This is a genomic window from Melittangium boletus DSM 14713 (genome assembly GCF_002305855.1).
In the GTDB taxonomy this organism is placed as follows: Bacteria; Myxococcota; Myxococcia; order Myxococcales; family Myxococcaceae; genus Cystobacter; species Cystobacter boletus.
Window position 1 is genome coordinate 6,516,985 of sequence record NZ_CP022163.1, and the last position, 14,186, is coordinate 6,531,170.

General features: G+C 67.5%; 6 protein-coding genes. 5 read left to right on the top strand and 1 reads right to left on the bottom strand.

The window, feature by feature from the left end; all coding sequences use genetic code 11:
- Nucleotides 1-192: 192 nt before the first annotated feature.
- From MEBOL_RS43195 to MEBOL_RS27325, 4 genes are all read left to right on the top strand, one after another.
- On the top strand, nt 193-2,805 hold the full coding sequence (locus MEBOL_RS43195) for an FG-GAP-like repeat-containing protein (RefSeq protein ID WP_245918891.1): 2,613 nt from the start codon (nt 193-195) through the stop codon (nt 2,803-2,805).
- A gap of 137 nt (nt 2,806-2,942) precedes the next feature.
- On the top strand, nt 2,943-4,559 hold the full coding sequence (locus MEBOL_RS27315) for an NADP-dependent glyceraldehyde-3-phosphate dehydrogenase (RefSeq protein WP_095980203.1): 1,617 nt from the start codon (nt 2,943-2,945) through the stop codon (nt 4,557-4,559).
- Between the two features lie 59 nt (nt 4,560-4,618).
- Nucleotides 4,619-7,615 (top strand): DEAD/DEAH box helicase, encoded by a 2,997-nt coding sequence (locus tag MEBOL_RS27320; RefSeq protein ID WP_095980204.1) that lies wholly within the window; start codon nt 4,619-4,621, stop codon nt 7,613-7,615.
- Between the two features lie 102 nt (nt 7,616-7,717).
- Entirely contained in the window at nt 7,718-10,513 is a 2,796-nt protein-coding gene (locus MEBOL_RS27325; RefSeq protein ID WP_095980205.1) for a hypothetical protein, read from the top strand.
- 82 nt (nt 10,514-10,595) lie between these two features.
- Here the strand turns inward: MEBOL_RS27325 and MEBOL_RS27330 are convergent, their stop codons facing one another.
- Nucleotides 10,596-12,869 carry a fascin domain-containing protein gene (locus tag MEBOL_RS27330; RefSeq protein WP_095980206.1) on the bottom strand — a complete coding sequence of 758 codons (2,274 nt, stop codon included), beginning with the start codon at nt 12,867-12,869 and terminating at the stop codon, nt 10,596-10,598.
- Nucleotides 12,870-13,049: 180 nt separating this feature from the next.
- Here MEBOL_RS27330 and MEBOL_RS27335 point away from each other — a divergent pair, with 180 nt between their 5' ends.
- Complete coding sequence (locus MEBOL_RS27335; RefSeq protein WP_095980207.1) at nt 13,050-14,171, top strand: hypothetical protein; 1,122 nt, start codon at nt 13,050-13,052, stop codon at nt 14,169-14,171.
- The last annotated feature ends 15 nt before the right edge of the window (nt 14,172-14,186 follow it).

Below are 14,186 nucleotides of genomic sequence, written 5' to 3' on the forward strand. Positions count from 1 at the left end.
TTTCGGCGGCGATGGGGGACGTCGGGTGAAAAACAATTTTTGAATAGATTTTTTAATACGAGCGGGCATCATGCGGTGTACCGCCGTTTCCCGGGTCTTGAGCGACAGTCATGGCATCCTGTCCTGGGTGCTGTGTCTGGCTTTGTTCGGATCGTCGATGGGGAGATGCATCGCGGCAAGACAAGGGCACGCATGAAGATGAGAGCGGGAAGCTGGAGTTGGAAGCGCGCTGGATTCCGTGGCCTGAAGAGCCCGGTGGTGTTGGCGCTCACGGCGCTGACGGCTTGCAGCGAGGTACACAACGATGGAGGCGCGGGGCCGACCCAAGGGGCCAAGGCCATCTCCAACGATACCTCCTCTCCCGTGCTGGAGTCCCCCAGCGCCCAGGAGGGCCTGTCCTCCGGACCCTCGGTGGAGCCCGGGAGCGCATCATCCCCCGCGCTGGAGTCCTCCGGGCTCCAGGCGGAGCAGCAGTGGGCGTGGACGGGCAGTTCCGTGCTGCCCGATCACAAGCAGGTGATGATGTCGCCCGTGGTCGTGGACGTGAACAAGGATGGCGTCCCGGACATCGTCTTCAGCACCTTCGCGGGCTCCAACTACAGCTCCGACGGGGTCATCCGGGCCATCAGCGGCGATGACGGCCGCGAGTTGTGGGCGGCGACGGACCCGGCGGCCCGGGTGAAGGCGGCGGCCAGCATCGCCGCCGGTGACATCGATGGTGATGGCAAGGTGGAGATCTGCGCCATCCCCGAGAATGGCCGCGGCATCCTCTGCATCGAGAACGACGGCACCTTCAAGTTCCGCTCGGCCGAGGCCGCGTATGACTACAACGAGTGGGGTGGCCCCTCGCTGGCGGACCTGGACGGCGATGGCACCGTCGAAATCCTCGACGGCAACCGCGTCTACAGCAACACCGGTGCGCTCAAGTGGGTGGGCTCCGATGGCATGGGCGGCGCCCTGTACACCGGCCCCATCTCCTTCGGCGCGGACATCGACCAGGACGGCACGCAGGAAGTGATCAACGGCCGCTCCGTCTACCGGCATGACGGCTCGCTCAAGTGCGCCAACACGGAGATTCCTCACGGCTTCGCGGGCGTGGGCAACTTCGACGAGGATCCCGCCGCGGAGATCGTGGTCGCGGGTCACGGCAAGGTGAGCCTGCTCGATGACGACTGCACGCTGCTCTGGACGCGGGATGTCCATGTCACGGGCCACGAGCAGTCCGAGGCGGGCCATGGCGGTCCTCCCAACATCGCGGACTTCGATGGTGACGGCCAGCTGGATGTCGGTCTGTCCGGAGACTGGAACTACACGGTCTATGGCTCCGACGGTTCCGTGAAGTGGTCCTACGCCATCCAGGACTACAGCTCCGGCAAGACGACCTCCACCACCTTCGATTTCGAGGGTGATGGCCGGCTCGAGGTCGTCCTCTCGGATGAAACCCACGTGCGCATCTTCGACGGACGGACCGGTGCGCTGCGCTGGGAGACGCGCAACAGCTCGGGCACCACGCACGAGAACCCCATCATCGTGGACGTGGACGCGGACGGCAGCGCGGAGATCATCGTCGCCGCCAACAACCATGCGTACCCGGGCTTCAACGGCATCCGCGTGTTCCGTGACTCCCAGAACGAGTGGGTGGGCACGCGAGGCATCTGGAACCAGCACGCCTACTCCATCACCAACGTCAACGACGACGGCACCATCCCCGCCCAGCCGGTGGCCAACTGGCTCACGCCGGGTCTCAACACCTTCCGCTCCCAGGCTCCGGGCTCCCGGGCCGCCGTGTGCCGGGTGCAGGGCACCTGGTCACCCACGGGCAGCCTGGCCCTGCCCCGGTTGCACCACACGTCGGTGCTCCTGCAGGACGGCCGCGTGCTGACGGCGGGCGGCTTCAACACCACCGCCGAGCTGTACAACGCGGACACGGGCACCTGGACCCGTACGGGTGACACCCTGGGCTCCCACCGCTACCACACGATGACGCGCCTGCTGGATGGGCGGGTGTTGATCGCCGGCGGTGGGTGGTGCCCGACGACGCTCGCCACCTCCGAGCTGTACTACCCGGACGCGGGCCGTTGGAAGGCGACGGGCAACCTGGTGGTGTTCCGCACCCACCACACCGCCACGCTGCTGCCCAATGGCAAGGTGCTGGTGACGGGTGGCGAGGACACCGAGGGGGTCGCGCTGTCCTCGGTGGAGCTGTATGACCCGGCCACGGGGACCTGGTCGCTCGCGGGGAACCTGAGCGCGGCCCGCCGCGATCACTCGGCCACGTTGCTGCCCAACGGCAAGGTGCTCCTGGCCGGTGGTGGCGATGACACGCGTGAGACGCTGGGCTCGGCGGAGGTGTATGACCCGGCCACGGGGACCTCGACGCCCGTGGGCGACCTGGACAAGGCACGCCGCTTCCACTCGGCCACGTTGCTGCCCAACGGCAAGGTGCTCGTGGCGGGTGGCGGGGACAGCTACCAGGTGGCCAACAGCATCGCGGCGGAGCTGTATGACCCGGCCACCAAGACCTGGACGGCCACGGGCAACATGAGCACGCCGCGCCGCTTCCACTCGGCCACGCTGTTGCCCAATGGCAAGGTGCTGGCGGCGGGTGGTTACCACCAGGCCACCGGCATCCTCTGGGGCGCGGAGTTGTACAACCCGGCCACGGGCACCTGGTGCCCGGCGGGCAGCCTGAACGTGGACCGGTACGGCCACACGGCCACGTTGCTCAATGACGGCCGGGTCCTGGCGACCGCGGGTGTCAGCAACACCGATCAGGCCTCCTCCGAGGTGTTCGGCCTGGAGTGATGAACGCCGCTGGCGCTCGCTGAGCGCCAGGGGATGAGCCAAGGGGTTCCGGGATGGCGGATGCTCGCCGCGCCCGGAGCCCCTTTCTTCTGCGCGCGTGGGCCCTGGGTCGTAGATTGAGGCGCAGAAAGGATTTCATGACGCCCATCGACGACCTCTTTCCCTCGGACGAACAGCTTCCCGCCAACGTGCGGCTCCCCGGGTATCTCGAGCAGCGCGAGTACCTCGTGGGGGGCGAATTGCGGACCTGGGCGGGCGAACTCAACCCGGTGCAGAGCCCGGTCTTCATGAAGACGCCCCGGGGCCCGGAGCCGAAGGTGATTGGCGCCACGCCGCTGCTCACCTCCCGGGAGTCCCTGGAGGCGCTGCACGCCGCGGTGAAGGCCTATGATCATGGCCGGGGCGTCTGGCCGACGATGCGCGTCGCCGAGCGCATCGAGCACGTCGAGCGCTTCCTCGTCGCGATGCGGGCTCAGCGCACCGCCGTGGTGAACCTGCTCATGTGGGAGATCGGCAAGACGCAGCCCGACTCCGAGAAGGAGTTCGACCGCACGATCGACCTCATCGTCGAGACGATTCGCGCGCTCAAGGAGCTGGATCGCACCTCGTCCCGCTTCGTGCAGGAGCAGGGCGTCATGGCGCAGATCCGCCGGGCCCCCATCGGCGTGGCGCTGTGCATGGGCCCGTACAACTACCCCCTCAACGAGACCTTCAGCACCCTGTTTCCCGCTCTGCTCATGGGCAACGCCGTGGTCTTCAAGCCGGCGAAGTTCGGTGTGCTGCTCATCCGTCCCCTGCTGGAGGCGTTCCGCGACTGCTTCCCGCCGGGCGTCATCAACATCATCTACGGCCGGGGCCGTGAGACGGTCGGCGCGCTCATGGAGAGCGGGCTGGTGGACATCTTCGCCTTCATCGGCACGAACCGGGGCGCCAGCGAACTCAAGCGCATGCACCCGCGGCCGCACCGGCTCAAGGCCGTGCTCGGGCTCGACGCGAAGAATCCGGCCATCATCCTCGAGGACGCCGACCTCGAGAACACCGTGAAGGAGTGCATCACCGGCACGTTGTCCTTCAACGGGCAGCGCTGCACGGCGCTCAAGCTGCTCATGGTGCACCGGAGCATCGTCGGGCCCTTCCTCGAGCGCTTCACCGCCGCCGTGGAGCGCCTGAAGCCCGGGATGCCCTGGGAGCCCGGCGTCGCGCTGACGCCACTGCCCGAGCCCGGCAAGGCCGCGTACCTGCAGGGACTGGTCGATGACGCCGTGGCGAAGGGGGCCCGCGTGGTCAACCGGGAGGGAGGGCGGACGAACCACTCGTTCTACTCACCCGCGGTGGTGTACCCGGTGACGGGCGAGATGCGGCTGGCCAGCGAGGAGCAGTTCGGTCCGGTGATACCGGTGATGGTGTTCGACCATGACGAGGAGGTCATCCGCTTCGTCGTGGATTCCCACTTCGGCCAGCAGTTGAGCCTCTTCGGCCGGGACTCGGCGCGCATCGGACGGTTCATCGACGCGTTCGCCAATCAGGTGGGCCGCATCAACCTCAACTGCCAGTGCCAGCGGGGGCCGGACACGTTCCCCTTCAATGGGCGCAAGGACTCCGCGGAGGGCACGTTGTCGGTGGCGGACGCGCTGCGGGTGTTCTCGATTCGCACGCTCGTCGCGGCGAAGACGACGACCGAGAACACCACGCTGGTGCAATCCATCCTCACCCGCCGCGAGTCGGACTTCCTCACCACCGACTTCCTCTTCTAGCCCGGGTCAGATGCTTTTTTGCGCGAGGCCCTCCGGGGGGATAGGGATGAGGGCCTCGTATGTCTGTGACCGCGGAGTTGCTCGAAGCCGTCCGGGGCGAAGCGCGCCCGGATACCTGGTCCGCCGGCATGAGCCTGGCTCGTGCGGGCGCCGTCTCGGTGCAATCCATCGGTGAGGAAGAGGCCGTTCTCCGGGTGCGTGCCACCGGCCGCCCGGCCCCCTTGACCACCGTGCTCTACCCGGAGGACGAGGTCTGGGAGTGTGACTGCCGGGGCCGGGTGGACCCCTGCGAGCACGTGGTGGCGGCGGCCCTCGTCCTCCACCACTCGGTGACCCAGCGCCCTCCCGCGCAGCGAGCCCCCTCGCGGCCTCCGCCGGCCCGGCCTCCGGTGGCTCCGACGGCCGCGCCGAAGCCGGAACGCATGGTGTACCGCTTCAAGCGCGTCGACGGAGGACTGCAACTCGAGCGCCTGCTGGTGCGTCCGGACAACACCGCGCGGCTCCTGGCGCGCAGCCTGGTGTCGCTGCTGACGAATCCCGGGGAGGCGGCCCGGATCCAGGTGGATCCGTGTGATCGGCTCGCGGACAAGTTGCTCGCGAAGCCCACCCGGGGCGCGCTTCCACCCGAGCGGTTGAGCGCGCTCCTGCGCGTGTTGGAGCCCGCGCGCACCGTGCTCTTCGACGGCGTGCTGGTGTCCGTGTCGAGCGAGCCCCTTCTTCCGCGGGTCACCGTGGAGGATCGCGGCGAGCAGACGGTGCTCCGGATCCAGAAGGATCCCCGCATCACCGAGGTGCTGTGCCCCGGAGTGGTGCTCTGTGGGGGAATGATCTGCCAGCTGGGTGAGCAGTCCCTCACGGGCGCGCGGCTGGAGAGCCTGCCTCAGGAGCGCGTCTTCTCGCCTTCGCAGATGGGGGACCTCACCGGGAAGGTGCTGCCAGACCTCGCGCGGCGCATGCCGGTGGATGTGCGGAGCTCCCGGTTGCCGCCCATCGACCGCTCGCTCCAGCCGCGCATCTCCGTGGAGCTCAATCAGCTGGACTCCGGCCTCTCGGTGTTGCCCACGCTGGTGTACGGCTCACCGCCCTCGGTGCGCATCGACAACGGGCGCATGGTGTTCCTCAAGGGCGCGGTGCCCGTGCGCGACGAGGCCGCCGAGCAGAAGCTCATCCACGAGCTGCGGGACGAGCTGAACATGGTTCCCGGCCGGCGCGTGACGGTGCAGGGCAAGGAGGCGGTGCAGCTCGCGGACAAGCTGCGGCGTTGGCGCGGCGGCCTCACCGGGGACGCCGCGCGTGTGGTGAGCCCCCACGTGCAGTTGCGCCCCATGCTGTCGGTGGACGCCGGGGTCTCCGAGGAGGGGGTTCCCCGCGTGGGCTTCTCGTTCGACTTCCAGGTGGAGGGGGCGGGTCCAGGCGCGCCACGCTCCGTGGACGCGGGCGCGGTGCTGCGCGCCTGGGAAGAAGGGTTGGGCCTGGTGCCACTGGAGGGGGGTGGATGGGCGCCGTTACCCACCGCATGGCTGAAGTCGCACGGCCAGCGTGTGGCGGACTTGCTGGCCGCGCGCGAGACGGACGGACGGCTCGCCAACCACGCCATCCCGCAGCTCACCGGACTGTGCGACGCGCTGGAGCATCCGCCTCCGCCTGGCCTCGAGCGGCTGGCGCCCCTGGTCCAGGGCTTCGAGAAGCTGCCGGACGCGCGGTTGCCGGCGGATCTCACCGCGACGCCTCGCCCCTATCAGTTGCAGGGGATCAGCTGGCTCACCTTCCTGCGGCAGGCGGGCCTCGGCGGCGTGCTCGCGGACGACATGGGTCTTGGCAAGACGCTGCAGACCCTCTGCGCGCTGGGGCCAGGCTCGCTGGTGGTGGCCCCCACGAGCGTGTTGCCCAACTGGGAGGCGGAGGTGAAGCGCTTCCGTCCCTCGCTCAAGGTCTCCGTCTATCACGGGCCCGGCCGCGTCCTGGACGAGACCGCCGATGTGACCCTCACCACCTATGCGCTGCTTCGCCTGGACGCGGAAATCCTCGGGGCCAGGGTCTGGGACGCGGTGGTGCTGGACGAGGCTCAAGCCATCAAGAATCCGGAGAGCCAGGTGGCGCGCGCGGCGTACGGGCTCCAGGCCTCCTTCCGGTTGGCCCTGAGCGGCACGCCCATCGAGAACCGGCTCGAGGAGCTCTGGAGCCTGATGCACTTCACCAACCGGGGGCTGCTCGGTGGGCGCAAGGAGTTCGAGGCGCGGTGGGCGCGGCCGGTGTCGGACAACCAGAAGGGGGCGGCCGAGCAACTGCGCGCGCGCATCCGCCCCTTTGTCCTGCGCAGGCTCAAGCGGGACGTGGCGCCCGAGCTGCCGCCGCGGACCGAGTCCGTGCGCCATGTCACTCTCAGTGAGCGCGAGCGCGCCGTCTATGACGCGGTGTATGCCGCCACGCGCGAGGAGGTGGTGTCCCAGCTGGAGGCCGGCGGCAGTGTGCTGAAGGCGCTGGAGGCGTTGCTGCGGCTGCGTCAGGCGGCCTGCCACCCGGCGCTCGTGCCGGGACAGCAGGCGAAGACGTCTTCCAAGGTGGAGGCGTTGGTCGAGGCGCTCGGCACCGCGGTGGAGGATGGACACAAGGCGCTCGTCTTCTCGCAGTGGACGTCCATGCTGGATCTCATCGAGCCGGCGCTGCGGGAGGCGGGCATCGGCTTCATCCGGCTGGACGGCGCCACGGCCAACCGGGGCGCCGTGGCCGCGTCGTTCCAGGAGCCGGGCGGCCCACCCGTGATGTTGATTTCACTCAAGGCGGGCGCGACGGGGCTCAACCTCACGGCGGCGGACCATGTCTTCCTCGTGGACCCCTGGTGGAACCCGTCCGTGGAAGCGCAGGCGGCCGACCGGGCGCACCGCATCGGCCAGCAGCGGCCGGTGATGGTGTACCGGCTGGTGTCCCAGGGGACCGTGGAGGAGAAGATCCTCCACCTGCAGGACAAGAAGCGCGCGCTCTTCGAGGCCGCGCTCGGTGGTGCCGCCGGAGCCGCCGCCATTACGCGGGCGGATCTCCTGCAGTTGCTCGACTGAAGCCGTGGCCTTTACAGGGAGCACGCCGCGAGCGCACGATTCGGGTTCACACCGTTTTGTTGTGAACGCGAGCCGGGGGGTCGTGCTTGACGTGGAGGTTTCATGAAAGCCAAGTGCGCGGCGTTTCGCCGTGATGTGTGGAGCTCGCTCCTCGCCGTGGGGTTGTTCGTGGTGCTGCTGGTGGGCCACGACGCGTCCGCGGCTTCGTTCACCCTCTTCGAAAGCGGTCAGGTCAGGCCCCTCGCCCTCTCTCCGAGTGGCGGGTACCTCTTCGCCGTCAACACGCCGGACAACCACCTCGAGGTCTTCCAGGTCTCCTCCAGCGGTCTCGTCCACCGTGGCTCGATCCCCGTGGGACTGGAGCCCGTCGCGGTCGCGGCGCGGAGTGACACCGAGGTCTGGGTCGTCAATCACCTGTCCGACAGCGTGAGTGTCGTGGAGGTCGCCCCGGGCGGGTATGGCGGCACCGTGGTGCGGACCCTGCTCGTCGGCGACGAACCGCGCGACATCGTCTTCGCCGGGACGGGGAAGAGCCGTGCCTTCATCACCGCCGCCCACCGCGGTCAGAACGTGCCCTTCGATCCCCAGTTCACCACGCCGGGCATTGGCCGTGCCGACGTCTGGGTCTTCGATGCCAACAACCTGGGCACCTCGCTCGAGGGTAAACCCCTTTCCATCATCACCCTCTTCAGCGATACCCCGCGCGCGCTCGCGGCGACGCCCGATGGCTCGCGCGTCTATGCCGCCGCGTTCCACTCGGGCAATCGCACCACCATCATCCACGAGACCCTCGTGCCCAACGGCGGCGAGGCGGCGGGAGGCATGCCGGGTCCCAACGTCAACTTCCAGGGCATCCCGGCGCCGGAGACAGGCGTCCTCGTCAAGTTCAACGGCCAGAACTGGCTCGACTCGCTGGGCCGCTCCTGGACGAACGACGTGAAGTTCTCCCTGCCCGACAAGGACGTCTTCGTCATCAACGCCACCGCCAATCCTCCGGTCCAGGTCTCGGGGTCGGCTGGCTTCTATTCCGGTGTGGGCACCATCCTGTTCAACATGGCCGTCAACCCGGTGAGCGGGAAGGTGTACGTGAGCAACACCGAGGCCCGGAACGATCTGCGGTTCGAGGGCCCGGGCACCTTCGCGGGGAGCAGTTCGCGCGGGCACCTGCACGAGAGCCGCATCAGCGTGTTGAGCTCCTCGGGCGTCGCGCCACGTCATCTCAACAAGCACATCAACTACAATGTCTGCTGTGCCGCCATTCCCAATGACGAGAACGAGAAGAGCCTCGCGCAGCCGCTCGGCATGGCGGTGACCTCCAACGGCTCCACCCTGTACGTGGCCGCGTTCGGCTCCTCGAAGATCGGCGTGTTCCCCACCGCCGCGCTCGAGGCCGATACGTTCGTGCCGAGCACGGCCAATCAGATCCTCCTGAGCGGTGGAGGCCCCACGGGCATGGTGCTGGATGAGGCGCGCGGACGCATGTACGTGCTGACGCGCTTCGACAACGCGCTCTCCATCGTCAACACCACCACGCGCCAGGAGATCGCCCACCTGAAGATGTACAACCCCGAGCCGGCGAACGTGGTGGCGGGGCGTCCGTTTCTCTACGACGCGCGCAAGAGCTCGAGCCACGGCGACTCGTCCTGCGCGAGCTGCCACATCTTCGGCGACTTCGACAGCCTGGCGTGGAACCTCGGCAACCCGGATGCCGCCTACACGCTCAACAAGAACCCCATCGCCACGACGCCTCCCGAGTTCGGCGATGATCCCACCTTCGGTCAGGATCCCAACTTCCACCCGGTGAAGGGTCCCTTGACGACCCAGAGCCTGCGCGGCATGGCGAACCATGGCCCCATGCATTGGCGCGGCGACCGTTCTGGCGGGAGCGCTGCGTCGAGCGCCCAGCCGGACAGCGGCGCCTTCGACGAGGTCGCGGCGTTCAAGCAGTTCAACCCGGCGTTCATGGATCTGCTCGGGCGGCACGCGCAGCTTTCCGCCGCGGAAATGCAGCAGTTCTCGGACTTCATCCTCCAGGTCGTCTATCCGCCCAATCCCGTCCGCAACCTGGACAACTCGCTCACGCCGTCGCAGCGGGCGGGCAAGGACTTCTTCGTCAACACCACGAGCTTCTTCCATGGCTCGTGCGAGTCCTGCCACCGCCTGGACCCCAACGCGAACCCCGGTGCGGGTGCCTTCAAGGGCTTCTTCGGAACGGATGGCCGCTCGGCGTTCGTCGCCACGGCGATCTTCCCGAAGACGCCGCACCTGCGGAACGTCTACCAGAAGGTCGGCATGTTCGGCGTGAACTACCCCTTCGGCTTCCTCCCCCCGGATCCCTTCATGGGAGATCAGGTACGCGGCTTCGGGTTCAACAGCGATGGCTCCCTGGACACGCTGCTGCGCTTCAACAGCGGCTTCGACTTCCATCCCATCTTCAACTCGGTGGGCATCCCGGACACGCCCGCGGGGTACCAGGCCAAGCTGGACATGGGTCAGTTCTTGCTGGCCTTCGACAGCAACCTGGCTCCGATTGTCGGCCAGCAGGTGTCGCTCACCGTCCAGAACCTGGCCGTGGCCACCCCCCGCATCAAGCTCCTGATGGCACGCGCCGACGTGGGCGAGTGCGACCTGGTGGTGAAGGGCCGGATCGCGCAGATCGACGTGGGCTTCCTGTATGTGGGCAAGGGGATGTTCAAGAGCGACCGGAAGGCGCAGGCCCTCCTCACGGAGGAGGGCCTCTGCCAGCTGCCCTGCGTGAATCCCGGGGCGCTGACCTTCACCTGCGTGCCTCCGGGCTCGGGTCAGCGCATCGGGATCGATCGCGACCTCGATGGCTTCCTCGACGGTGATGAGCGGAGCGCGGGAAGCGATCCCGCCAATCCCCTCAGCACCCCCTGAACCAACACCCGCCTGATTCAGAGTCGTCGCCGGGGCGAGACGTGCCCCGGCGACGACGCATTCCGCCCGAGGGCGGGGACGGCTAGTAGGACGACTTCGCCACCATGTTCTGGTTGGTGACCGCGTTGCCCGTGCCGTTGATGATGTGATTGATCGCGGCGCCCGCGGTGCTGCCGAGGAAGACCGTGATCATGTGCTGGAACTTCACCCCGGAGGTGGACGGCGTCTCGATGGCGTTCTCCAGGATGACCGGGTACCAGAACACGGAGTAGATGCCGAGGCCGCGGGCGTCATGGTTCGTCACCGAGTTGGCGACCTTGTACGACGCGTAGCCCTTCACGCCGTCATGCGTCCACCGGCTCTGGTTCGGCACGTCGTAGGGAATCTCGGACTGGTAGAAGTAGACGCGGCCGTTGTTGCCATTCCAGAGGGTCTGGTAGCCCTCGAAGTGCTCGACGAAGAGGCCGTAGGCGGACACGTAGTCGCCGTTGACGGTGACGCCGTTGATGCCCTTGTTCACGTCCCAGCCCACGCCGTTGCCGTGATCGGCGCGCCACAGCCAGATGTTGTCGAGCAGCACGTCATTGCTGTTGACCGTGAGGCAGCTCGTCGCGTTGCCGACCTGCGCTCCGCCCACGCGGCAGGAGACGTCGAAGAGCGCCGTGGGGTTGCTCGAGTGCCGGACCGCGGTCTTCGAGCCACCCAGCGTGAGCAGCACGGGGGAATTCTGGATGCCGGCGTCGAAGAGAATGCCGGCGACCGTCACACCGTCCACGTCCGCGACGTTCATCGCGCTGGTGCCCTGGTCCGGGATGAGCGTCGCGAGGCCGAGCCCCAGGACGATGGTGTTCGGGTTGGAGACCTGGAGGGCGCTCGAGAGGTGGTAGATGCCAGGGGTCAGGATGAGGTGCTTGCCGGCGCTGAGCGCGGCGTTGAGCGTGGCGGACGTGTCCCGGTCCGCGCGGGCGATGTGGAACTTGTCGATGGACAGCACGGCGCCGGGAGTCGTTCCGTTGACCCACGTGGTGCCCTTGCTGTTCGTCCGGAGGGAGGGAACCTTGACGGCGTAGTTTCCGGCGTCGTCGATGAAGAGGTAGGGCTTCTCGCGGATGACCGGCGTGGTGTCGACGACCGTGTAGACCTGGTTCGGCCAGGTGCCCGACGGCGCCTGCTCATCGCCCACGAACACCATGTTCCAGTTCTGGCCCTGCCAGTTGTTCAGGCTGGTGTTCCGGGTGAGGAATTGCTGCTGGGTTCCGGAGTTGATGACGTTGTCGATCTTCGAGTCCGCGATGAACCCGCCGCTCGACCAGGCGTTGTTCCAGGCGCTGTCCCAGAGGTTGATGGAGCCCTTCACGTGGATGCGGCGCATCGTGGTCGCCTGGGAGACGGCCCACACCATCTTGTTGGAGTCCAGCGTCGGGACGACCGAGAGGTTCTCGGTTCCGCGCCAGAAGTTCTGCGTGGCGTTGCCCTGGAACCAGTTCGCGTTGGTGCGCACCGAGCCGGTGATCGTCACGTTGTCGGGCGATTGTCCCAGCCCGAACACGTTCATGTAGAAGCCGATCTGGACGTCCAGGTTGTACTGACCCGGCTTGAAGAAGTACGCGTACCGCTCGTTGCCGAAGTGGTTCTTCTCCTGCTGGTAGAAGACGCTGTTGATCCGGCTCTGGATGGCCGCCATCGACATGGAGGGGTCGAAGATGAGGACGTTGGGTCCGAAGTCCGGGCCATTTCCATTGTCGGGGGGGAGGCTGCCGACGACGCCCAGCGTGAGCGTCTCCCATTCACGCGCCGTGGCTCCCGCGGCGGAGACGGTGCTGCCGCCCGCGTTGGCGGCGGAGACGAACTGGCCGGTGACCACCGTCTTCAGCGCGATCTTGTCGCCGTTGACGATGTTGCCGGAGCCGTTGAGCTTCACGACGGTGAACTGCTCCCAGGACTGCGGCGCCGTCGCCGTGAACCGGATGGCGCCGCCGCCGCCGTTGATCGCCGAGCCCCACTGGCCGCTGATGCTCTGCAGCGTCACCACGTCGCCGCTGGCGAGCGCGCCGCCGTTGACGTCCGTGAGCGTGAACGTCTCCCACTCCTGGGGAACCGTGCTGTAGGCCATCAGGTCGGCCCCACCGCCCTTGTCGGCGACGAGGTAGTGGTTCGACCAGGTCTGCAGGGTGACCGTCAGCTGGCTCGCCGCGAGCGCCTTCTCCGTGCTGCTGGTGGGCTCGGCCTGCTCTGGCTCCGGGGGCGCGGCGCAACCCGCGCTGGTGGCGAGGAGCGTCACGGTGGCGAGCCCCAGGACTCGCGTCCTGCGGGATGGAATGACGGGGCGCGACTCATCCGGTTTGACGCGGCGCATGATGTCTTCCTTTTCGGTGGGGGGATTTCAGCGAGGCCGCCCTAAATCAGAATACCTGTTTAGCGGCAAGAACTTAATAGTCCGATAAGTTGTTTCTTGCTTGATTTCCTTGTTCACGGCTGGGTGTTTTGAGTTTTCCATTGCGCGCCCAAGGGAAGGCTTCTCGGTTAGAAACGGGGGGTGCCTCCAACACCCAAGTGGTTCGACGCCCTGAAAAAGGATCCCAAGGCCCTCGACGCGGGGATTCATTGGTTCACCCCCGAGGAGTCGGAAGCGAAACGTCTTGAACTCCTTCGGGAGTACGAGCCGGCGCTGGGGCGCGCGCGCCAGCACCTTCCGGACGAGGCCTTCACGGCCGCCAGGGCCCTGGTGGAGCGTTTCCTCCCGGTGGGCCTGGGCCCCACGGCCACGGATCGCCTGGGCAACAAGACCCGCTCCTGGCTCCTGGTGGAGAAGCAGTCCGCCGTCGAGCTGAAGGTCGCCCTGTCTCCGCTCCACCCGCCCTTGTTCTGGCTTTCCGCGGGACAGACCGTCGCCACGCTCAAGGACGTCCTGGCGACCTATTTCCCCGCCTTCGCTCCCTCCGAGGACAAGCTGGAGCGCACCGTGCGAGGCTTCCTCGGAACGAATGCGCGCGATCACCTGGATTTGATTCAACTCCATGATCGCTACAAGGCCTCCGCCTTCATGGACGGCGTGGCCTGGGGCAGCGCCTATCCGCGCGAGCCCGTGCTGGACATGTTGCCCAAGGGGGCCGCGGGTCAGGCCCAGGCCCGGCGCTACCGCGAGCAGGCTCCCACGGGGATGCCCACGTTCAGCTTCCGCTCGCTGTACTCGAGATCGATCCTCACCGCGGAGGCCCATGTGGGGGGGGTGGAGGGCATCAACCTCTTCATCGCCCGGCTTCGCTATCGCCCCGCGAAGCAGGCCCCGATGATTCGCGAGATCAATCAGCGGCTTGGCACGAAGTATCCAGAGGACCTCCCCGTCGATCTGGCCGGCGCGCTCACGGGTCTGCCCTTCGACACGTCGGACACCTTGCGTGCCGCTCTCTCCCAGCCGCTCCAGCCCGCCCAGCTCTCCTTCACGATCCTGTGTCTGGATGGCCTCGCGCCCGACCAGGCGTCGGCCGAGCGGCAACTGCGCGAGTTCATGTCCCATCCCGAGGGGAGCGTGCGTCAACTCGTGGCGCACCTCGCGCTCCGGCGGGGCTTGAAGGGGCTGCTCTCCGAGATGGCCCAGGCGGAGCGGCACCCGGAACTCCAGAAGCAGATCTCCGCGGCCGTGCAGCGCTTGGGGTAGGGGGAATTGTAGGCC